We start from the raw sequence: 19,294 nt of genomic DNA, 5'->3' as shown, positions 1-19,294 counted from the left end.
CCTGGTGCAGCGGAGTCTTCGTGCAGCAAGGCAGGGCCTAAAGCAAGCTTACTGATCGATGCACAGATTACTGGATCCGCGCGGCGTTTTGCACGGTGGTGCCGCCGCCCAGAGACGCTGTGAGTGCGTCGAAACTTCCCGCGGCAAGCGGCCGCCGGGCACCGTAGGCCTCAAGCAGTGCCGCTTCAACGGTGTCCATCAGGGAGCTGTCGGCGGCGGCACCTCCCCCTGCGTCCTCCGCGGCGCCGGCGGTACCGGGGTCCCATTCCAGCCCCAGGGCGGAGTAGCAGGCAGTCAGAACCCGGCGCAGCGGTGCAGCGTCCCGGACCACCACCACCGAGGAGAAAAGCCAGGCACCGGAGACCACCCGCTGAGCTGTTCCAACCAACTTGATCTTCCGGCCGGCATCCGTGGTGCCGTGAACGGTGAATTCCCCCGGGCAGTATTCACCAGGGATTTCCCCCACCGCAGCGTTGATGCCGGCCCGCCGCAGCGCCGAGGCATACAACTCGCCGAAGTCCCCGAACCGCGCCCGGGACCCCGCCACTCCGTCACCGCCGGGTTCCACATGGTCCAGGACCAGGCAGCCGCGGTGGTAGGCGGCGGCGCGTCCGCCTGCCTTGCGGATCAGCGGTTCGAAGCCCTGCTGCCTGCAGGCCTCGGCCGCGGCGTCGAACCCGGGCAGCCGGGCGTCCCGCTGGCCCAGCGCCACGGTGGGCTCGGGGCGGTAGAGGCGAAGCACGGGACCAAGGGTCCCAGTGCGGGCGGCGTCCAGCATGGACAGGGCAAAATCCAGGTCACCGGCGGCACCCAGGGTGCGGTCCTGGCGCACGACGGCGAGGGGTGCCGGGCCGGGGGCGGCGGAGGCTGGGAGTGCTTCCTGCGACACGGGCTGCAGCCTTAGGACCGGCCGCCGAGACGGCGCACGGTCAGGATCTGTTCACTGCGGCCAAAGGGCCCCTCAAGGTCATGCAGCACGGAGGATGTCAGGCCGATGCCGTCGGTTCCGAACGTCACCCGGGTGTCCAGCCCCAGCCACTCGCCCCGGGGTGAACGGTGGAGGTGGATCTGCAGGTCAACATTGGGAAACATGTAGCTGTCCCCTCCCGGGGGGACCCGTGCGGCAACACCGTTGGCGGTGTCCACCAGACCCACCAGCCGCACGAGGTCACTGGAGGGTGCGCCTTCCACCATCTCGTACGGGGTCCGCACCCAAATTTGGCCGCGGCCCGGCCGCAGGCCCTCCACCGCCCGGAAGTCCAGGGAATTAATGAAGTCGCCCGGCCACTGCGTCATATCGAAGGCGGTGCCCAGGCCCTCCGGACCCGGCATCCGTGCGTCCTCCAGGGCCGCGACTTCTCCGGTGGACCCCACGGCCAGCCGCCAGGCGGTGGCCCGCACTGCCGCCCGGCCTTCCGCGATCAACTCGGCTTCGAGCAGTTCAATGGTGCGGCCCGGCCGGAGGATCTTCGTCCGCACATCGAAGGTGCCGCGGGGAATGACGCCAAGGATGTCGTAGCTAATCCGCGCCAGCCGCATATCGGCACGCGGGCTGCAGTTCTCCAGCGCGTAGGCCAGCAGGCCCGAGACCGGCGACATGTGCTGCTCGTGGTCATTCCAGGCACCCTGGGTGTGGATAGTGGACTCAAAGCTTTCCTCGCCCAGGGCGCGGTAGTACGACTCGGGCACGAAGCCTCCTTGTGATTCAGGTTTTGTGTGTTCAGGCTACCTCAGCCCGTGCGCCGCAGCCTGTGCGCGGCAGCTTAAGGGACGCCCGCCGGCGTCGGCGAGCATCCTCAGGCGCCGGGCGCCCCTAGCCGGAGCGCACCTGAGCACGCAGAATAAGTCCTGCACCGCTTGCCTCCGCCCGGCGGCACAGAAAGCGGCTTCCTACTCCAAGCGAGGGTTTCATGCAATACACCCATTTGGGCCGCTCCGGCCTGAACGTATCCCGCCTGTGCCTGGGCACCATGAACTTCGGACCCAAGACCGAAGAGGCCGATGCGCACGCCATTATGGACTCCGCACGCGAGGCCGGCATCAACTTCTTTGACACTGCCAACGTTTACGGCTGGGGCGAGCAGAAGGGCTGGACCGAAGAGATCGTTGGCCGCTGGTTCGCCAAGGGCGGCGGACGGCGGGAAGACACCGTGCTGGCCACCAAGCTGTACGGCTCCATGAGTGAGCGTCCCAATGACACGTTCCTTTCGGCACTGAATATCCGCCGCGCCCTGGACGCGAGCCTCAAGCGGCTGCAGACCGACTACATCGATCTTTACCAGTTCCACCATGTGGACCGGAACACGCCGTGGGACGAGATTTGGCAGGCCATGGAAGTTGCCGTGCAGCAGGGCAAAATCATCTACAACGGCAGTTCGAACTTTGCGGGCTGGCATATCGGCCAGGCCCAGGAAGCCGCACGCCGCAGGAACTTCAACGGGCTGGTCAGTGAGCAGTCCATCTACAACCTGATCAGCCGCACGGTTGAGCTCGAGGTTATTCCGGCAGCGCAGCATTACGGCCTGGGCTTGCTCCCGTGGTCACCGTTGGAGGGCGGCCTGCTGGGCGGCGTGCTGAAGAAAACGGAACAGGGCGGGCGCCGGGCGGAGGGCCGCGCCAAAGCGGCCCTGGAAACCCACCGGGATGCTCTGGCGCAGTATGAGGACTTCGCCGACGAACTCGGAGTTGCGCCGGGGATCCTCGCCCTGGCCTGGCTGCTGCACCAGCCGGCGGTCACCGCGCCGATCGTGGGGCCGCGGATCCAGGCGCAGCTTGACGACGCGCTGAAGGCCCTGGACGTTGAACTCGACGCTGACACACTCAGCCGGCTCGACGGCATTTTCCCCGGCCACCGCACAGCTCCTGAGGACTACGCCTGGTAGCCGGTTCCTATTCTGCGGCGCCGTCGACCGGATGGATCAGCTGGGGGCCGTTGTTGCGAACCGAGTTCACCTCGCTGGACACTACCCGGGGAGTCAGCACCGGTTCCGGCACGGCGTCCAAAAGCTGCTGGACCTCGGCCGTTTCCGTCAGCCCCGGGTCCAGCCAGTCTCCGTACAGGTCCTGCGGAACAATCAGCGGCGTCCGGTCATGGATGTGCCCCAGGGCATCACTGGCTGCGGTGGTGATGATGGTGAAGCTCACCAGCCACTTGTGCTCGTGGTCCTCGGGCAGCGAAGGGTCGGGCCAGTACTCATAGAGACCGGCGAACGCCAAAGGATCCTCCGACGGTGAATACAGGTAGGTGGGGATCTTGGCGGAACCGGATTTTTCCCACTCGTAATAACCGTCGGCCGGAACCAGCGCCCGGCGCTTCCGGGCTGCTTTCCGGAACGCCGGCTTCTCGAGGACGGTTTCCCGGCGGGCATTAATCATCCGTGCGCCGATTTTGGGATCCTTCGCCCAGACGGGCACCAGGCCCCACTTGGCCGTAGCCAGCCGCCGCACTACGGCGTCACCGCCTGCGCTCCCGCCGTCGTCGGCCGCGGAACCGTCACTTTCGGCGGAACTGTCGACGGCGGCGCTGCCGTCGCCTGCCCTGCGGCGGGCGCGCTCAGTGACAATCCGCACGTCGTCCGTTGGTGCGACGTTCCAGGAGGGAGCAATGTCCTCTCCCACAGCTTGGTCGGCGGAAAACGCCGCCACCAGGTCCGATGTTGCCTTTGCCATCACGTAACGTCCGCACATGTTCCCATTGTGCCTGCAGGAGGGGAGTACTCCCCAGCATCCGACCATTCGAATATGTGTTCTACTTTTAACCATGGATCAGGAAGCGGCGGCACGGCTCGCCGCCCGCTACGCCCGGCGCGCGGAGCCGATTGAACTCACCCCGGAAGAGCTGGATTTTGAGCATCACCCGGCAACTACCTCCGTGCCGGGCATCCCTGTCTGGGCCTGGATCCGGTTCCCGAACGCTGCGGAGCAGGTCAAGGGCGAAGCCTGCACGTGGAACGCCAGGGCGGTGCAGGTGCTGTGGACCGACGCCGGAATCCGCCGGGCCACCTGGGTCTGGGCATCGGCCGTGACCAGGCGCTCCAGCGGCGGCCGCAAGACCGGCCTTGGCGAGCGCACCGGCGAGCGCACCGGGGAGCGCACCGGGGAGCGCACCGGAGAATAACGGGACAGAATCCGGATCGTGCTGCAGAATGGGCCTGCGGACTCTCCTCCGTGCCGCGCGTGCATCCCCCGACGCGGCCCTTACGACCGGTCAGGGAACGCACATGGATATTCTTCTCATTGGCGGAACGGGAGTCATCAGTTCCGCCGTCGCCGAGCACGCAAGCCGGCTTGGACACCGCGTGACACTGCTGAACCGCGGAGTTTCCGCCACCCGGCCGGTACCGCCCGGCGTGGAAGTCCTCCACGCGGACATCCGCGATGCCGCGGCCGCGTCAAAAGCTCTCGGGGGCCGCGACTTTGACGCCGTCGCCGACTTTATTTCCTTTGTTCCCGAGCAGCTGGCCGCCGGGATGGACCTGTTCCGCGGCCGCACCGGCCACTATGTGTTCATCAGTTCCGCCTCGGCATACCAGAAGCCCCCGGCCCGGCTTCCGATCCTGGAGTCCACTCCCCTGCGCAACCCGTTCTGGCAGTACTCCCGCGACAAAATCGCCTGCGAGGACCTCCTCGTCTCCGCCTATCGGGACGAGGGGTTTCCGGGCACCGTGGTCCGGCCTTCCCACACCTATGACCGCACGATGATCCCCCTCATGGGCGGATGGACGGACCTGCACCGGATGCGTGCCGGACTTCCGGTGCTGGTGCACGGCGACGGTACCTCGCTGTGGACGCTGACCCACAGCCGGGACTTCGCCCGGGCCTTCACCGGGCTGCTCGGCCGCGGCGAGGCGGTTGGCGACAGCTACACCATTACTTCCGATGAGTTCCTGCCCTGGAACGAGGTGTACCGGATCCTGGCAGCGGCCGCCGGCGTGCCGGAACCCGAGCTGGTCCATGTCGCTTCGGAGACCATTGCCGCCCGGGACCCCGGGCGCGGGCCGGGCCTGCTGGGCGACAAGTCCCACTCGGTCATTTTCGACAACTCAAAGATCAAGGCACTGGTGCCGGGGTTCGCTGCCGAAATTCCCTTCGCGGAGGGTGCCGCCGAGATTCTGAGCTGGTACGACGCCCATCCCGACGAGCAGAAGATCGACCCGGATTTCATGGCGCTCTCGGACGCCCTGGCCGCCGGCCGCTAACCGGACCGCCCCCGGGGGGGGGTGGGGAGCGGTCCGGCCGCTGCTTCAGCAGCAGAGCCTGGCTCCTGGCTTTTGGCCCCCTATGCAGCCCAGCGCTTCATGAAAGCGGCCATGGCATCCCGGGCGACGGTTTGTCCGGGTTTGTACGCTTTGCCGTTGGCCACCGGCCAGCCGGTGGAGACACCGCTGGCAGCCAGCCAGGAAATCTGCTTGTAGAACTGATGCGAGACAGGCACATCAATAAAGGGGGAACTCTTGGGCGGCGTGTAATTCGGTGAACCGGCCAACCGGTAAAGGAAAGCTGCCATCGCATCCCGGTCGACGGCATCATGCGGCAGAAATACCTTGCTTCCGTTTTTCTGGACCCAGCCGGTGGAAATCTTTGTCGAGGCCAGCCACGCAATTTCCTTGTAATACGGATTGGATACGGAGACATCGGTAAAGGGCGATTTGGCCGGGGCCGCGAACTTCGGTGACCCCTTCAACCGGTACATGAAGGCGGCCATCGCCTCGCGGCTGACCGGCTGGAACGGCCGGTACGTCCTCGTGCCGTTCTTTTCCGCCCATCCGGTGGAAACCCCCTGCTTGTGCATCCAGTTCATCTCGGCGAGGAACTTCTGCCCGCCCACCAGGTCGCTGAACGGAGACACCACTGCGGGCTTGGTCGTTTTCGGATAGCCGGCCAAGTTGGAGACCACCAAGTGCCAGCCCTTGTACGGTCCGCTGGTCGGCACCACGTAGCCGACGCCCGTATGGGTTTCCCTCGGATCCAGCATGGCGGCCCGGTGTGCCGGGGAGTTCATCCACCAGTCCACCACCTGGGCAGCGGAGAAGTTGAAGGCAATGATTTCGCCGTACCAGTTCGCGCCGGCGGGAATCAGCGATCCGCCGGCGTCGGGGCGGTGGATGCCCGCCCAATCGAAGTTTGGATCCGCGGTGGCTACCCGAAGGTGGTTTGCCCACCCTTGGGAAACATCGGCAATGTGCTGGTTCCAGATGAGGGCGGGAACGCCGGCGGCGCTGCGTTTGGCATTCATCAGGTCAAAGACCTGTCCGGAGAAACGGTCGCTGCGGACCGATTCGGTGGAGGCATCCGGGGCAGCTGCCTGCCCGCCGCCGGCCCCTTCCGGGAGGGCTTCCGGCAAGGCCTCCGGACCGTATCCCGGGCCGGCTTCCTCGGCAGCGGCCTTCACCGAGGCGTCGGCTGCCTCCGGGGAAAGGGCTGCCGGGTCCGGTCGGGGCGTATCCGGCATGACCGGCGGAACCTCACCCGTATCGGCGATATCAGAAGTATCGGCAGTATCCGCGGTATCGGCAGTATCCGCGGTATCGGCGGTGGAGATTGTCGGGAGCATTGTCCAAGGATCAGCTGCAGCAGCTGCTCCGGGAACTGCAAGGGAGGCAAAAACAAGGGCGCAGGAAACGGGGACGGCAACGGCAACGGCCCGGAATGTAGTGTTTTTCTTCATAGCTGGAAGTATCGTAACCGCCCCGGATCGAGGATCTGTTCGACACTCCAACAAAGAGCAGCAATATCGCTTATCTGCGGCAGCTGATCTGTGTCATTTCGACAATTATCTGCTGAATTCTTTAGTCCCGCGCAGCCCTGCCCTGCGGGGAGCCGCTACGCCAGGTGGCTGCGGCGGTTGCGGTGTTCAAGGAGCAGCCTCGCGCCGTTAACCACGAGAACTTCCACGGAAACCCCCTGCTCCTTGGCGAGCTCCTCCAATTCCCGTCCCAGCTTCGGCGGAATCCGCAGTTCAATGTTCATGCGTTAAATCGTATCGGCGTCTGCGGGCGCGCCCGACCGTTCCGGCGTTCATTACGTCACCCTGACCGTGTACCTCCGAGAACGCCACAGGCAGCACACCTGGGGTGTGCTGCCTGTGGTGCGCTGCCGGTTGCCCTGAAGGGCCCCGCTAGAACTTGGCGTCGTACCGGTAAAGGAACGCCGCCATCGCATCCCGGGCAATGGGCTGGTACGGGCGGAACGTCTTGTCGCTCCAGCCGGTGGAGATGCCCTGCGCTGCCAGCCAGCTGATTTCCTTGTAGTACATGTTGCTGACCGGAACGTCCCTGAACGGGGAAACCGCCGGCGGTGTGTATCGCGGGCTGCCGGCCAAGCGGTACAGGAAGGCCGCCATGGCATCGCGGTTAATGTCTGCGCCGGGCTGGTAGGTGGTTCCGTTCCATCCGGTGGCCACTCCGCTGGCTGCCAGCCAGTGGATCTCCTTGTAGAAGAGGTTGTTCGTTGCCACATCCCGGAAGCGCGAAACCCTGGGCGCCGTGTAAGCGGGTTTGCCCTGGACGCGGTAGAGGAAAGCTGCCATCGCGTCGCGTTTGACCGGGTCCGCCGGACGGTAGGTGCCGTCGGGGTACCCCGTGGTGATCGCCTTTGCCTTCAGCCACGAGATCTCCTTGGCGAACTGGCTGTTGCCCGGAACGTCGCTGTAGGGTCCGGGCACGGGAACGGGCGCAGGGGCCGGGGCAGGGGCTGCGCCGCGGGCAAACGCCGTCAGCCCTGCGGCTGTCCCGTTCCAAACGTTGGAGTCGCCCACGAAAGGCCCGGTGCTGCTGTACTGCCACAAGCTGTAGACGCTCCAGCTCGCGGGCAGCGTGCCGGCTCCAACTTCGTTGTAACTTGCAATGTGCAGCGGATTGTCCCGGAAAGCGGCACTGTTGCCGGTGCAGGTTTTCCACCAGTCAGTGGTCGTGTAGATCATGGGCGCACGTCCGGTGCGGGCCTTGACCGTGTTGGAGAAGTCGCGGATCCAGTTGACCATCTGCCCGGCGCTCATGTTGTAGCAGGTGTTGCCCAGGGAAGTGTAGGGGTTGTACTCAATGTCCAGGAGCGGCGGCAGGGTACGTCCGTCTGCGGACCATCCCCCTCCGTTGTTCACAAAGTAGTTGGCCTGGTCAACGGCCGAAGAGACGTTGGGCAGGGCAAAGTGGTACGCGCCGCGGACCATGCCGACGTTATAGGAACCGCCGTACTGCTGGTTGAAATTGGGGTTCTTGTAGGTCATCCCCTCGGTGGCCTTGGCATAGGCAAACCGCGCCCCCTGCGCCCATGCGTGGTTCCAGTCAACGTTGCCCTGATGGCTGGAGACGTCCATGCCCTGGATCCCGGCCGGGCGCCAGTTTCCCGCGAGCGGTTCCGCCGCTTCGGGTGCCGCCGTTTCGCCTTCGGCGTCGGCGTCGGCGTCCGCGCTCCCGTCTCCGTCCGGAGTGGCACCAGCAGCGCCGTCGTCGGGCGCCGTCGTCCCGGCACCCTCCTCCGGCATAGCCGCGGCACCTTCATCCGGCGCTGGCAGCTGCGCGTCTCCGGTGACGTTCAGCCGGTGCAGGCCCTGCCCCATTGAGGCGCCGTTTTCGCCGATGATTTGCGTCTGTTCAGCTTCGCTGATGCCGCTGGCGGCGGTATCCGTGTCTGTCCCCAGGGCGGGGACAGCGGCCGCGGCCGGACCTGCGAGGCAGGAAACAGCCAGCAAGGCGGCCAGTGCAACTGATGTGAGACCAGTGGAAAGCGTCGTGGTTTTCATTTATGTCCTGGATGATGTCGTTGATATCCCGCGTATCCGCAGGAAATGAGGGATCCCCCACGGTCCCTTTTTGCCTTTTTTGCCGGGGTGCATAGAGAGCTGCACCTTCGCCGTTGGCGTTTCCCGCACCGAGTGAAAGAACTGCGGGACTTTTGCTTGATGTAACTTTTGGGTTGTTGCAGCGGCGGCAACACGATTCGGTTCCGTCGCGCTGCTTTTACCGTATGCCACGATATTTCCATGCATCAGGCCGACCTAGCGGACTCGAGTATTTTGCAGGTAAATCGTTACACACCCATTCCGGCGGTAGAACACAGCATCGACACCGTCACCTGGCCCGTATACCACCCACAGAAGGCACGGCACACGATATCCTCGGTAGCTACCGGGACTTCCCTGCCCGGACCCTGCGATATTGGAGCGTCATGGCAACTGAAGTACTGGTAGTTATCGGTTTGGGCGGAATGGGCCAGGCCGTCCTGCGCCGCTCGGGGGCGGGCCGGAAGGTACTCCTGGCCGACTTCAATGAAGACCTCCTCGAGAGTGTGGTTGCCGGGGCTGTCGGTGACGGATACGACGTCGTATCCCAACGCGTAGACGTGTCCTCCCGTGATTCGGTGGCGGCCCTGGCTGCGGCCGCGGCAGAGCTGGGGGCAGTCACGCAGGTGGTCCACACAGCAGGGCTGTCCCCCGTCCAGGCCCCTGTGGATGCCATCTGGAAGGTCGACCTGATCGGCGCCGCCCTGGTGCTGGAGGAATTCGAGAAGGTCATCGCGCCGGGCGGTGCCGGCGTCGTTATTTCGAGTATGTCCGCCTACATGTCCGGCGGCAGCATTCCCGCTGATGTGCTGGCCAGCCTGGCCACGGTGCCGGTGGATGACCTGCACCTCATTCCGTTCATCGCCGGAATCGACAACCCGGGTTACGCCTACCTCATCGCCAAGCGCGCCAACCAGGTCCGCGTGCAGACGGCCAGCCTGCGCTGGGGTGCCCGCGGGGCGCGCGTGAACAGCATCAGCCCCGGCGTCATCTCCACGCCCATGGGGCAGCAGGAACTCGCCGGTGAATCCGGTGCCCATATGCGGGCCATGATTGAAAACTCGGGGACCGGGCGGGTGGGCACTCCGGGCGACATCGCCAACGCCGTCGCCTTCCTGCTGAGCTCCGATGCCGGCTTTGTCACCGGCATGGACCTGCTGGTCGACGGCGGGGCTGTGGCCGGCGTCGATACGGGACAGCGCATTAAAGTGGCGGGCTGATCCATGAGCGGACCGATGCCCGTAGAGAACACGTTCGACCATCTGCGGAAGCTGGACGGCGAACATGTCGGTTACATCCATATGACCGACGCCGGGGAGTTCGTGCCGTTTGACCTGCTCCACCGGCGCCGGGCCGAGCCCCTGGAACTGGAGACGGCAGAGAGCCTGCTCGATGATCTCGGGCTGCGGATGTTCGTTGACAAGTGGTGGCTGGACCTCGACGGCGATCAGGTTCAGGTCCTCATCCAGGAGGTGCGGCGGGACCGGGTGCTGGTTGCGCCGTCGGTCGCCGGCGCCATCGCCAAGTCTGCGGATATGACGAAGACGATTGAAATCCTGCTGCCGACCGACCGGCTGTTCCAGGGGCCGGTGCCGCCGGTGCAACGGTGACCGATCTCCAGTGCCCGGCCGGCGCCGTGCTGCTCGGCTGCGGAGCTCCCCCGCCGCCATGGCTGGCCCGCCTGCGGGTGGCCGAGCGGTTCGAGGCCACCGGCTGGGCCAATGTTCTGTCCCTGGTTGATGAAACGGCCGACCTCTTTCGGGGCGAAACGTTTGTGGTGGCCGCTCCTCCGGCGGACGTGGTGGAAGCGTTGCGGCGGCGGGGCGTGGCGGGCCGGCCGCCTGTCCTCGTCGAGGTGGACTCCGGCGGGTGGAGATTGGTGACGGAACCCTAGGTCTTCTGCTCTCCCCGGGGTAAATTCACTGCAAGACGCCCAGACCCGCGGCTGGCGGCCGCTGATGGACGGAGAGAATTATGGAACCTACCCCGTATCTGGTCCTGCTGCGCGGCATTAATGTGGGCGGCAGGAACAAGGTCCCGATGAAGCTGCTGAAGGGACACCTGGAAGATCTGGGATACGAACACGTGATGACCTACATAGCGAGCGGAAACGTGCTGCTCGAATCCGCCGATGCTGCCGGGGAGATCGGGCCGTGTATTGAAAAAGCCCTGGCTGAGAGGTTCGAGCTCGACGACGAGCTGGTCAGGGTGCTGGTGCTCAGCCGGGGGCAGCTGCAGGACGTCGTCGCGCACAAGCCCGAAGGTTTTGGTGAGCAGCCGGGCAAGTACCATTCCGACGCGATCTTCCTCATGGGCATTGATCCGGCTGAAGCACTGTCAGCTTTCAATCCCCGGGAGGGAGTGGACGCTGTCTGGCCGGGTGAGGGCGTCATCTATTCCCAGCGCCTCAGCGCGGAACGGACCAAGAGCCGGCTGAGTGCTGTTGCGGCGTCACCGATGTACAAGTCCATGACCATCCGCAGCTGGAACACCACCCAGAAACTGTGGAACCTGTTTCAGGACTAAGAACGTACGTTTCCTGAAATCCGGGCCCTGAGTTGGTCGTTTTCCGAAGCCCAGTGCCTCAGACCCACAACAAGCTTGCCCAGGAAGTCGTCGACCTGATCCTGCGAATAACCGTCCCGGAATTTGGTGGGAGTGAATTTCTGATTCACTACCTGTTCGGGCGTAATAATTGGATCAGTAAGAGCGGCAGGGCCGTTCAAACGCTTGGCAACAATTAACTGAAGGCGTTCATTGTCGTCCTGAAGCCGGCGAAGTTCCTCAACTGCGCGACTGAGAAGCTCATCGACCTGAGGCTGTGAGTAGCCCTCTGTGAACTTCGTAGGCATGAACCGCATGGCCGCCACATCCTCAGCCGTAACCACCGCTTCGTCGGGTGCCGGCTTGTGAGGTGCCGGTGCAGCGGAAGAGGTGCCGTTCAGGTTTAACGACCCGCCCGATTTCCCGCCCGCTGTGCTCTTGGACTTAAAGGAATTCGCGATAAAGATGATCAGCAGGACCACCGCTGCAAGAGCGACCCACATAATCGGAGAGACGCCGTTGTCGCTGTCTCCTTGAGCCAGAAGTGAAAGTCTCTCCAGAGACATGGTTGTTCCAACTTTCATGTGGGCCTGGTCGCGGCAAACATCCGCCGCCGAAAACAGAAAAACGAGTTATGACTGCTTTCCGGGGCCCAATCTAACCCACAATGGTGCAATAGCTGTGCTTTTATCCATGTGCAGGAATCAATGCTGTGGCCCGCCGCTTTCGCCCGTCCCCTGCCGGGAAGGGCCCGGCCAGGACACGTCAGCCGGAGGGTCCTCCCCCACCAGGCCGTCCAGGGATTCGCGGATCAGATCCGCGTGCCCCACGTGCCGGGCATACTCCTCAATCAGGTCAATCAGCAGGCGGCGCAGGCTGCCGACCTCATCGTCGATCGGCGGCAGCAGCAGCTCCAAGCCGCCCTCCTCGAGGGCCGCTGCAAGACGCTGCCGGGAACGCCCCACGGCGTCGAACCACAACCGGTAAAGATCTTCCGGGCTGTCGTCGGCGGCTGTGCGCCAATCCCAGTCCGGATCATTATGCCAATCCACGGAATTCCAGGGGGCTCCCGGGTCTTGCCTCTTCAGCTGCCACGCAAATTTCATGTCTTCGACCCCGGCCAGATGCTTGAGCAAACCACCCAGTGTTATCGCTGATGCCCCCACCGTGGCGGACAGCGCCTGGGCATCAAGGCCGCCGGCTTTCCAGGCAAAAGTGGCCCGCTGCCGGTCCAGGGACCCCAGCAGGGTCTCGATTTCCGTACCGGCCAGCGGCGGTTCGATTCTGTACCTGCTTTTTTCTTCAGTCATGGCGCGGAGACTAGGCCAAGAGAGCAGCCACCGTCCACGGTGATCATGGCCTAAGCCTCTCGAGGAAGGGCAAAGCGCCGCTTCCTGAATACGAAAGAACCCGCTGCCCCAAAAGGGGGCAGCGGGTTCTTGCAGTGCTCAGATGCCTCGGAGTCTGTCTGGAACTAGAAGTCCCAGTCGTCGTCCTCCGTGTTTACGGCCTTGCCGATGACGTAGGAGGAACCGGATCCGGAGAAGAAGTCGTGGTTCTCATCCGCATTCGGGGAGAGCGCGGACAGGATGGCCGGGTTCACGTCCGTCAGGGCGGACGGGAACATGGCTTCGTAGCCCAGGTTCATCAGCGCCTTATTGGCGTTGTAGTGCAGGAACTTCTTGACATCCTCGGCCAGGCCGACGCCGTCGTACAGGTCGTGCGTGTACTGGACTTCGTTTTCGTACAGCTCGAAGAGCAGCTCGTACGTGTAGTCCTTCAGTTCCTGCTTGCGGGCCTCGGACACACCTTCCAGGCCCTTCTGGTACTTGTAGCCGATGTAGTAGCCGTGCACGGCCTCGTCACGGATGATCAGGCGGATCAGGTCAGCCGTGTTTGTCAGCTTGGCCCGCGAGGACCAGTACATCGGCAGGTAGAAGCCCGAGTAGAAGAGGAAGGACTCCAGCAGGGTGGAGGCCACCTTGCGCTTCAGGGGGTCATCGCCGCGGTAGTAATCCGTGACGATGTGGGCCTTCTTCTGCAGGTTCTCGTTCTCGGTGGACCAGCGGAAGGCCTCGTCGATCTCCTTGGTGGAGGCCAGCGTGGAGAAGATCGAGGAGTAGCTCTTGGCGTGCACCGACTCCATGAACGCAATGTTCGTGTAGACGGCTTCCTCGTGCGGGGTGATCGCATCGGGGATCAGCGAGACGGCGCCAACCGTGGCCTGCACGGTGTCCAGCAGTGTCAGGCCGGTGAACACGCGCATGGTCAGCTGCTGCTCGTCCGGGGTGAGCGTGTTCCACGACTGGACGTCGTTGGACAGCGGCACCTTCTCCGGCAGCCAGAAGTTGTTGACCAGGCGGTTCCAGACTTCTACGTCCTTGTCATCCTGAATCTTGTTCCAGTTGATCGCCTCAACGTGGCTGAGCAGCTTGATTTTCTCTGTCATGACTCCGATTCGCTTTCTGAAGAGAGACTTGGTGTGGCTGAGTTCTCGACGCAATACCTGCAGTCGGCTTTCTCGACGCCCTTATTGGTGTGATGTCTGGTGTGGGCACTGCGGCGACTTGAGGGCATGGGACGTCCCAATCGAGCCGCAGACATTTTTGCCCTGGTTTCTTGGCTGGCTTGTTTTTCAAAATTTGGGTTGCCCGCACCTGTCCTGGCCTTCGACAGTTCCTGCCGCGCTACTACCGTCATGGAATGTCCGAATCCGGGATGCTCGGCGCCGAACTTGCCGAAGTTGGGGTTCTCCTGACCAGCGTACTGGCCCTTTCGCTCGTCCGCCCACTTTAGGCGTTGCTCCGGACTGTGGAACTGACCGTAGAACGGGTTGTCTTCGCCGAAGCGGCTGAGTCCTTTTCGCCCAGTGGACCTGAGCCGAGCAGCTTCACGCTGCTCGGCTGTCCACAAGACACCTAAGGGGCCAAGACCGCCCTTTGAGAGGTTCAGAAGACGGTCTCCCTCCCGTTTCAGATAGGCAATCCAACGTATCTCTGCCTCGCCGAGGTCGGCGGCCGGACCCCAGACTTCCTGCAGCTGGTCCACCCGGACCGCCTGTTGGTCCTGTTTACGCAGCCAATCATAGAAAGGTGTCTTGCGTCCGTCCCGGGCAGATCTTAGATGCTGAGCGAAACGACGAGCGACGGTTTTGGTGGTCATTCCCACATAGCGGTACTCACGCTGTCCGCGGAGTCGGATGCCATATACAAATCCCGCCGGCGCCGTCGTCGTCGTTTCCATTCCGGCTAGCTAACCGCTACAGCATGCAGGAGACGCAATTTTCCACCTCGGTGCCCTCGAGCGCGAGCTGGCGCAGGCGGATGTAGTAGATGGTCTTGATGCCCTTGCGCCATGCGTAGATCTGCGCCCTGTTGATGTCGCGCGTGGTGGCGGTGTCCTTGAAGAACAGCGTCAGCGACAGGCCCTGGTCCACGTGCTGGGTAGCAGCGGCGTAGGTGTCGATGATCTTCTCGTAGCCGATTTCGTAGGCATCCTTGTAGTACTCAAGGTTGTCGTTCGTCAGGTACGGCGCTGGGTAGTACACACGCCCGAGCTTGCCTTCCTTGCGGATCTCAATCTTCGCAGCCACCGGGTGAATCGAGGAGGTGGAGTTGTTGATGTAGGAGATCGAGCCGGTCGGCGGCACAGCCTGCAGGTTCTGGTTGTAGATGCCGTGCTCCATGACCGAGGCCTTCAGCGCGGCCCAGTCAGCCTGGGTCGGGATGTGAATGCCTTCGAACAGCTCGCGCACCCGCTCCGTCTTGGGAACCCATTCGGAGTTGACGTACTTGTCGAAGAACTCGCCGGTGGCGTACTTAGACTTATCGAAGCCGGCGAACTTGCGGCCGGTTTCGATGGAGAGCAGGTTCGATGCCCGCACCGCGTGGTAAACCACGGAGTAGAAGTAAATGTTGGTGAAGTCGATGCCCTCTTCAGACCCGTAGTGCACGCGCTCACGTGCCAGGTAGCCGTGCAGGTTCATCTGGCCCAGGCCGATGGCGTGGGAAGCGTCGTTGCCCTTGGCGATGGACGGCACGGAGCCGATATGGCTCATGTCCGAAACTGCGGTCAGGGCGCGGATCGAAGTTTCGATGGTCCGGCCGAAGTCCGGGGAATCCATCGTCTTGGCGATGTTCAGCGAACCCAGGTTGCAGGAAATGTCCTTGCCGGTCTCGGCGTAGGAAAGGTCATCGTTGTACGTGGTGGGCTCGGAAACCTGGAGGATTTCGGAGCACAGGTTGGACATGATGATCTTGCCCTCGATCGGGTTTTCCCGGTTCACCGTGTCCTCGAACATGATGTACGGGTAGCCGGACTCGAACTGGATCTCGGCGAGGGTCTGGAAGAACTCGCGGGCCTTGATCTTGGTCTTCTTGATCCGGGCGTCGTCCACCATCTCGTAGTACTTCTCGGTGACCGAGATGTCGGAGAACGGCACGCCGTAGACCTTTTCGACGTCGTACGGAGAGAACAGGTACATGTCCTCGTCGCGCTTGGCCAGTTCAAAGGTGATGTCGGGAACGACGACGCCGAGGGAGAGGGTCTTGATGCGGATCTTCTCGTCGGCGTTTTCGCGCTTGGTGTCCAGGAACCGGTTGATGTCCGGGTGGTGGGCGTGCAGGTACACGGCACCTGCACCCTGGCGGGCACCGAGCTGGTTCGCGTAGGAGAAGGAATCCTCAAGGAGCTTCATGACGGGGATGACGCCGGAGGACTGGTTCTCGATCTGCTTGATCGGCGCGCCGACCTCGCGGATGTTGGTCAGCGCGAAGGCCACGCCGCCGCCGCGCTTGGACAGCTGCAGTGCGGAGTTGATGGAACGGCCGATCGACTCCATGTTGTCTTCGATGCGCAGCAGGAAGCAGGAGACCAGCTCGCCGCGCTGGGCCTTGCCGGCGTTCAGGAAGGTGGGGGTGGCGGGCTGGAAACGGCCGCCGATGATCTCGTCGACCATCTGCATGGCAAGCTTCTCGTCACCGCGGGCAAGGTGCAGGGCAACCATGCAGACGCGGTCTTCATAGCGCTCCAGGTACCGCTTGCCGTCAAACGTCTTCAGCGTGTACGAGGTGTAGAACTTGAACGCGCCCAGGAAGGTCTCGAAGCGGAACTTCTTCTTGTAGGCGCGCTGGTAGAGCTCGCGGATGAAGTCCATGGAGTACTGGTCGAGCGTTTCGCTCTCGTAGTATTCGTTCTTGACCAGGTATTCCAGCTTCTCTTCCAGGTCGTGGAAGAACACGGTGTTGTTGTTCACGTGCTGGAGGAAGTACTGGCGCGCAGCAGCGCGGTCGGCGTCGAACTGGATCTCGCCGTTCTTGCCGTACAGGTTCAGCATGGCGTTGAGCTCGTGGTAGCCCAGGTCCTTGTAGGCCTCCGGCAGCTCCTTGGAGTCCGTCATGCCGGCTTCTGCGACTGATGCGTCCAAAACTCTTCCAATCCTTCGTTTACTTTGACGACGTCCTCGGACGTGCCCATGAGTTCAAATCGATATAAAACGGGGACTTTGCATTTCACGGCGACGATGTCCGCCGCCAGGCAATAGGTGTCCCCAAAGTTGGTGTTGCCTGCGCCGATTACTCCCCGGATCAGGGAGCGGTTGTGCTCGTTATTCAGGAACTTGATGACCTGCTTGGGCACTGCGCCCCGCGCTGCAGCTCCCGGCTGCTCCGCTGTGCCGCCGTAGGTGGGCAGCAGCAGGACGTACGGGCGTTGCGCCAGCAGAGTGGGTTCTGAGGTGTGAAGCGGGATTTTTCCTGCGGCCGTGTCCAGTTTTCCGACAAAGCGGCCGGTGTATCCCGACGCCGATGAAAAATAAATCAGGGGTGCGTCAGTGACGGGCTGCGCGTCTGCTGCGGATTCCGGATCCGGGGTCATCCCGGAGCGGTGTGCTATCCCCAGTGCCATGGTTCCTGCGCTCCTGACGGTGCGGGTCTAACGGGTGTGGTGCCGGTGTGCGGAAGCCTGATTAGGCGACAGAGGAAACCGACGCCTGGGCGAGCGCATCGATCTTGTCCGGACGGAAACCCGACCAGGAATCCTGCTCGGTAACGACGACGGGAGCCTGCATGTAACCCAGTGCGCGGACGCGTTCCAGGGCCTCTGCATCCTGTGACATATCCACGATCTGGTACGTGATGCCCTTCTTGTCCAGCGCCCGGTAGGTAGCGTTGCACTGAACGCAGGAGGGCTTGGTGTAAACCGTAACGGTCATGGTTGGTCTCCCCTTGTGAAGCCTTGAAGTCTGTCCATTGATACTACATCCAGACACTACATCTAGTGCACAGCTGCAACGGGAACCCCAAGATGATGTATTACAAGTATGTCATTCGCCGGTCCCGTCGTCCACAGCTAATGCACAGGGCGGGGCGGGAAATTCCGTGAGTTCTCGCTGGTCGGACCGGGGTTCTCCACAGGCTGTGCAGAATGAACGCACACCCTGCGGGGAGTCGCCAAGGCCACAATTTCCAGCGCGTGTCGCGAAACGCTGGCGTGTCGCCGCTGCTGCCGCCGCACCGGCAGGAGCGGGGACGGCGCACCGGCAGCCAAGCTGGCAAGATTGTTATAGTTGAAGTAGAATAACCACATGCTCATGAAAGTGGATTCCTCAAGCGACCAGCCGCTGTTCGCCCAGCTGGCCGCCTCCATCCGTGCAGATGCCGCCGCCGGGCGGCTCAAGCCCGGCGAGCGCCTTCCGTCGGCACGCGAGGTGGCGGAATCCCTGGGGATCAACGTGCACACCGTGCTGCACGCCTACCAGGAGCTCCGGGCCGAAGGGCTCGTCGAGCTGCGCCGCGGACGCGGTGCAATCCTCACGGAAGCTGCCGCACCGCTGGCAGCCCTGCATCCCGATGTGCTGGCCCTGATCACCAAGGCCAAAGAACTGGGTCTCTCACCGGAAACCCTGTCCGCCTACGTAAAGGAAATTGCCCGTGAGTCCTAACTCCGCCAACCTTGCCCGCCGCCGCTTCCTGCTGGTGGCCGTGGCCGTGCCCGCCGTGGTTGTGGCCGTCGCGGTGGCGCTTCAGCTCATCGCGCTGCCGTCGCTGCCGGATCCGGTGGCCGTGAACTGGGGCAGCAACGGACCGGACGGGTTCGCTCCGCCCTGGCTTCCCCTGCTGCTGACAGTGCTGCTGGGAGCCGGCATCCCGGCCCTCATGGCGGGGAGCAGCCTCTCCGGCCTGCGCGGTGACGGCTCCGGCCACGGCTCCGGCTACCGCTTCCTGGGGGCAATAATCCCGGGCATCACCACCATGCTGTGCCTGATGCTGACCTGGGGCCAGCTGATGCAGTCCGGGCTGCCGGACGCCGCGCTGGCCCCCGGGGTAGGCCTGCCCGTGCTGTGGTCCCTGCTGGCCGGCCTGGCCGTGGGGGCCGTGTGCTGGTTGGTGCAGCCCAAGCCGGCACCGGCTCCTGCTGCCGCCCCCGGGAAACCGCTGCCCCTGGCCGAGGGAGAACGCGCTGTCTGGTTCCGCGAGACCAGCCTTGCCCTGCCCGCCCTGCTGCTCATCCTGGGCGCCGTCACAGCCGTGGCGGCCGGCGCCCTCATCGCCTGGCTCTGGGCCGACCCCGCCGTCGCCTGGACGCTCACCGCTCTCACCGCAGTACTGCTGGCGGCCGCTGCCACCACCACTGCCTACCGGGTCCGGGTGGATGAGCGCGGCCTGACCGTCACTTCCATAGCGGGCTTTCCCCGGTTCTTCATCCCCCTTGACGAAGTCCGGGACGCAGAAGCCGTGGCCGTGGTGCCGGCGGCGGAGTTCGGCGGCTGGGGCCTGCGCTGGGTGCCGGGCCGGTTCGGCGTGGTGGTCCGCACCGGCCCCGCCCTGCAGGTGAACCGCCGCAGCGGACGCCAGTTTGTGGTTACCGTGGACGACGCTGAAACCGGTGCCGCCCTGCTGCAGGCGATGGCTGCCAGGACCGCCTAGGAACCGGAGCGCCTCCACGGCCGGCCTCCGTGCCCTTCAGGCAGCC

The 19,294-nt window shown here is 63.8% G+C and carries 22 protein-coding genes; 9 read left to right on the top strand and 13 right to left on the bottom strand.

All coding sequences use genetic code 11. The annotated features are described in order from the left end of the window. Positions 1 to 67: 67 nt before the first annotated feature. Both WKB88_RS12775 and WKB88_RS12770 read right to left on the bottom strand, forming a co-directional pair. Positions 68 to 889 carry a lipoate--protein ligase family protein gene (locus WKB88_RS12775; protein WP_341394921.1) on the bottom strand — a complete coding sequence of 274 codons (822 nt, stop codon included), beginning with the start codon at positions 887 to 889 and terminating at the stop codon, positions 68 to 70. A gap of 11 nt (positions 890 to 900) precedes the next feature. After that, positions 901 to 1,689, bottom strand: a complete 789-nt coding sequence (locus WKB88_RS12770; RefSeq protein ID WP_341394920.1) for a thioesterase family protein — start codon at positions 1,687 to 1,689, stop codon at positions 901 to 903. Positions 1,690 to 1,910: 221 nt separating this feature from the next. On the opposite strand from WKB88_RS12770, the gene WKB88_RS12765 reads away from it, so the two are divergent. After that, entirely contained in the window at positions 1,911 to 2,882 is a 972-nt protein-coding gene (locus WKB88_RS12765; RefSeq protein ID WP_341394919.1) for an aldo/keto reductase, read from the top strand. 7 nt (positions 2,883 to 2,889) lie between these two features. On the opposite strand, the gene WKB88_RS12760 is transcribed toward WKB88_RS12765, so the two are convergent. Beyond that, on the bottom strand, positions 2,890 to 3,687 hold the full coding sequence (locus WKB88_RS12760) for an SOS response-associated peptidase (protein ID WP_341394918.1): 798 nt from the start codon (positions 3,685 to 3,687) through the stop codon (positions 2,890 to 2,892). A 73-nt stretch (positions 3,688 to 3,760) separates the two neighbouring features. On the opposite strand from WKB88_RS12760, the gene WKB88_RS12755 reads away from it, so the two are divergent. Together WKB88_RS12755 and WKB88_RS12750 are read left to right on the top strand one after the other, a co-directional pair. After that, on the top strand, positions 3,761 to 4,117 hold the full coding sequence (locus tag WKB88_RS12755) for a hypothetical protein (RefSeq protein WP_341394917.1): 357 nt from the start codon (positions 3,761 to 3,763) through the stop codon (positions 4,115 to 4,117). A gap of 103 nt (positions 4,118 to 4,220) precedes the next feature. After that, positions 4,221 to 5,198: an NAD-dependent epimerase/dehydratase family protein gene (locus tag WKB88_RS12750; protein ID WP_341394916.1), complete on the top strand. Its 978-nt coding sequence runs from the start codon at positions 4,221 to 4,223 to the stop codon at positions 5,196 to 5,198. Positions 5,199 to 5,278: 80 nt separating this feature from the next. On the opposite strand, the gene WKB88_RS12745 is transcribed toward WKB88_RS12750, so the two are convergent. The 3 genes from WKB88_RS12745 to WKB88_RS12735 all read right to left on the bottom strand — a co-directional run bounded on the left by WKB88_RS12745 (position 5,279) and on the right by WKB88_RS12735 (position 8,740). Further along, positions 5,279 to 6,667 (bottom strand): CAP and S-layer homology domain-containing protein, encoded by a 1,389-nt coding sequence (locus WKB88_RS12745; RefSeq protein ID WP_341394915.1) that lies wholly within the window; start codon positions 6,665 to 6,667, stop codon positions 5,279 to 5,281. A 155-nt stretch (positions 6,668 to 6,822) separates the two neighbouring features. Continuing rightward, positions 6,823 to 6,969 (bottom strand): toxin-antitoxin system HicB family antitoxin, encoded by a 147-nt coding sequence (locus WKB88_RS12740; RefSeq protein WP_268911418.1) that lies wholly within the window; start codon positions 6,967 to 6,969, stop codon positions 6,823 to 6,825. Between the two features lie 148 nt (positions 6,970 to 7,117). Next, complete coding sequence (locus WKB88_RS12735; protein WP_341394914.1) at positions 7,118 to 8,740, bottom strand: GH25 family lysozyme; 1,623 nt, start codon at positions 8,738 to 8,740, stop codon at positions 7,118 to 7,120. Between the two features lie 425 nt (positions 8,741 to 9,165). On the opposite strand from WKB88_RS12735, the gene WKB88_RS12730 reads away from it, so the two are divergent. The 4 genes from WKB88_RS12730 (at position 9,166) to WKB88_RS12715 (ending at position 11,305) form a co-directional block, all read left to right on the top strand. Next, positions 9,166 to 9,999 (top strand): SDR family oxidoreductase, encoded by an 834-nt coding sequence (locus WKB88_RS12730; protein WP_341394913.1) that lies wholly within the window; start codon positions 9,166 to 9,168, stop codon positions 9,997 to 9,999. A gap of 3 nt (positions 10,000 to 10,002) precedes the next feature. After that, positions 10,003 to 10,389 carry a serine/threonine protein phosphatase gene (locus WKB88_RS12725; protein WP_341394912.1) on the top strand — a complete coding sequence of 129 codons (387 nt, stop codon included), beginning with the start codon at positions 10,003 to 10,005 and terminating at the stop codon, positions 10,387 to 10,389. Next, positions 10,386 to 10,673 (top strand): hypothetical protein, encoded by a 288-nt coding sequence (locus tag WKB88_RS12720; protein WP_341394911.1) that lies wholly within the window; start codon positions 10,386 to 10,388, stop codon positions 10,671 to 10,673. Before WKB88_RS12725 ends, WKB88_RS12720 begins: the two co-directional genes overlap by 4 nt. Positions 10,674 to 10,753: 80 nt before the next feature. Then, positions 10,754 to 11,305: a DUF1697 domain-containing protein gene (locus WKB88_RS12715; protein ID WP_341394910.1), complete on the top strand. Its 552-nt coding sequence runs from the start codon at positions 10,754 to 10,756 to the stop codon at positions 11,303 to 11,305. Here the strand turns inward: WKB88_RS12715 and WKB88_RS12710 are convergent. From WKB88_RS12710 to nrdH, 7 genes are all read right to left on the bottom strand, one after another. Further along, on the bottom strand, positions 11,302 to 11,889 hold the full coding sequence (locus WKB88_RS12710) for a DivIVA domain-containing protein (protein ID WP_341394909.1): 588 nt from the start codon (positions 11,887 to 11,889) through the stop codon (positions 11,302 to 11,304). The two genes, WKB88_RS12715 and WKB88_RS12710, sit on opposite strands and share 4 nt — an antisense overlap. Positions 11,890 to 12,027: 138 nt before the next feature. Continuing rightward, positions 12,028 to 12,633 (bottom strand): mycothiol transferase, encoded by a 606-nt coding sequence (locus WKB88_RS12705; RefSeq protein ID WP_341394908.1) that lies wholly within the window; start codon positions 12,631 to 12,633, stop codon positions 12,028 to 12,030. A gap of 164 nt (positions 12,634 to 12,797) precedes the next feature. Further along, entirely contained in the window at positions 12,798 to 13,772 is a 975-nt protein-coding gene (nrdF, locus tag WKB88_RS12700) for a class 1b ribonucleoside-diphosphate reductase subunit beta (RefSeq protein WP_341394907.1), read from the bottom strand. Further along, positions 13,769 to 14,485, bottom strand: a complete 717-nt coding sequence (locus WKB88_RS12695) for an NUMOD3 domain-containing DNA-binding protein (protein ID WP_341394906.1) — start codon at positions 14,483 to 14,485, stop codon at positions 13,769 to 13,771. The genes nrdF and WKB88_RS12695 overlap by 4 nt, the downstream gene beginning before the upstream one ends. Before the next feature lie 97 nt (positions 14,486 to 14,582). Continuing rightward, entirely contained in the window at positions 14,583 to 16,721 is a 2,139-nt protein-coding gene (nrdE, locus tag WKB88_RS12690) for a class 1b ribonucleoside-diphosphate reductase subunit alpha (RefSeq protein WP_341395091.1), read from the bottom strand. After that, positions 16,718 to 17,227, bottom strand: coding sequence for a class Ib ribonucleoside-diphosphate reductase assembly flavoprotein NrdI (nrdI, locus tag WKB88_RS12685; RefSeq protein WP_445818917.1), 510 nt, complete (start codon positions 17,225 to 17,227; stop codon positions 16,718 to 16,720). The genes nrdE and nrdI overlap by 4 nt, the downstream gene beginning before the upstream one ends. A gap of 61 nt (positions 17,228 to 17,288) precedes the next feature. Beyond that, positions 17,289 to 17,534, bottom strand: coding sequence for a glutaredoxin-like protein NrdH (gene nrdH, locus WKB88_RS12680; protein ID WP_229965442.1), 246 nt, complete (start codon positions 17,532 to 17,534; stop codon positions 17,289 to 17,291). 372 nt (positions 17,535 to 17,906) lie between these two features. Here nrdH and WKB88_RS12675 point away from each other — a divergent pair, with 372 nt between their 5' ends. Beyond that, positions 17,907 to 18,263, top strand: coding sequence for a GntR family transcriptional regulator (locus tag WKB88_RS12675; protein WP_341394905.1), 357 nt, complete (start codon positions 17,907 to 17,909; stop codon positions 18,261 to 18,263). Further along, complete coding sequence (locus WKB88_RS12670; protein WP_341394904.1) at positions 18,253 to 19,248, top strand: DUF1648 domain-containing protein; 996 nt, start codon at positions 18,253 to 18,255, stop codon at positions 19,246 to 19,248. Before WKB88_RS12675 ends, WKB88_RS12670 begins: the two co-directional genes overlap by 11 nt. The last annotated feature ends 46 nt before the right edge of the window (positions 19,249 to 19,294 follow it).

It is taken from the genome of Arthrobacter sp. G119Y2 (assembly GCF_038069765.1).
In the GTDB taxonomy this organism is placed as follows: domain Bacteria; phylum Actinomycetota; class Actinomycetes; order Actinomycetales; family Micrococcaceae; genus Arthrobacter_B.
Note: the sequence above shows the minus strand (reverse complement) of the source record. Positions and strands in the feature narration are given on the sequence as shown.

Excerpts from the sequence above, each read along its gene's own strand:
- WKB88_RS12765 (WP_341394919.1), top strand. The coding sequence starts at position 1,911 with ATGCAATACACCCATTTGGGCCGCTCCGGCCTGAACGTATCCCGCCTG.
- WKB88_RS12760 (WP_341394918.1), bottom strand. The coding sequence starts at position 3,687 with ATGTGCGGACGTTACGTGATGGCAAAGGCAACATCGGACCTGGTGGCG.
- WKB88_RS12755 (WP_341394917.1), top strand. The coding sequence starts at position 3,761 with ATGGATCAGGAAGCGGCGGCACGGCTCGCCGCCCGCTACGCCCGGCGC.
- WKB88_RS12750 (WP_341394916.1), top strand. The coding sequence starts at position 4,221 with ATGGATATTCTTCTCATTGGCGGAACGGGAGTCATCAGTTCCGCCGTC.
- WKB88_RS12745 (WP_341394915.1), bottom strand. The coding sequence starts at position 6,667 with ATGAAGAAAAACACTACATTCCGGGCCGTTGCCGTTGCCGTCCCCGTT.
- WKB88_RS12740 (WP_268911418.1), bottom strand. The coding sequence starts at position 6,969 with ATGAACATTGAACTGCGGATTCCGCCGAAGCTGGGACGGGAATTGGAG.
- WKB88_RS12735 (WP_341394914.1), bottom strand. The coding sequence starts at position 8,740 with ATGAAAACCACGACGCTTTCCACTGGTCTCACATCAGTTGCACTGGCC.
- WKB88_RS12730 (WP_341394913.1), top strand. The coding sequence starts at position 9,166 with ATGGCAACTGAAGTACTGGTAGTTATCGGTTTGGGCGGAATGGGCCAG.
- WKB88_RS12725 (WP_341394912.1), top strand. The coding sequence starts at position 10,003 with ATGAGCGGACCGATGCCCGTAGAGAACACGTTCGACCATCTGCGGAAG.
- WKB88_RS12715 (WP_341394910.1), top strand. The coding sequence starts at position 10,754 with ATGGAACCTACCCCGTATCTGGTCCTGCTGCGCGGCATTAATGTGGGC.
- WKB88_RS12710 (WP_341394909.1), bottom strand. The coding sequence starts at position 11,889 with ATGTCTCTGGAGAGACTTTCACTTCTGGCTCAAGGAGACAGCGACAAC.
- WKB88_RS12705 (WP_341394908.1), bottom strand. The coding sequence starts at position 12,633 with ATGACTGAAGAAAAAAGCAGGTACAGAATCGAACCGCCGCTGGCCGGT.
- nrdF (WP_341394907.1), bottom strand. The coding sequence starts at position 13,772 with ATGACAGAGAAAATCAAGCTGCTCAGCCACGTTGAGGCGATCAACTGG.
- WKB88_RS12695 (WP_341394906.1), bottom strand. The coding sequence starts at position 14,485 with ATGACCACCAAAACCGTCGCTCGTCGTTTCGCTCAGCATCTAAGATCT.
- nrdE (WP_341395091.1), bottom strand. The coding sequence starts at position 16,721 with ATGACGGACTCCAAGGAGCTGCCGGAGGCCTACAAGGACCTGGGCTAC.
- nrdI (WP_445818917.1), bottom strand. The coding sequence starts at position 17,227 with ATGGCACTGGGGATAGCACACCGCTCCGGGATGACCCCGGATCCGGAA.
- nrdH (WP_229965442.1), bottom strand. The coding sequence starts at position 17,534 with ATGACCGTTACGGTTTACACCAAGCCCTCCTGCGTTCAGTGCAACGCT.
- WKB88_RS12675 (WP_341394905.1), top strand. The coding sequence starts at position 17,907 with ATGCTCATGAAAGTGGATTCCTCAAGCGACCAGCCGCTGTTCGCCCAG.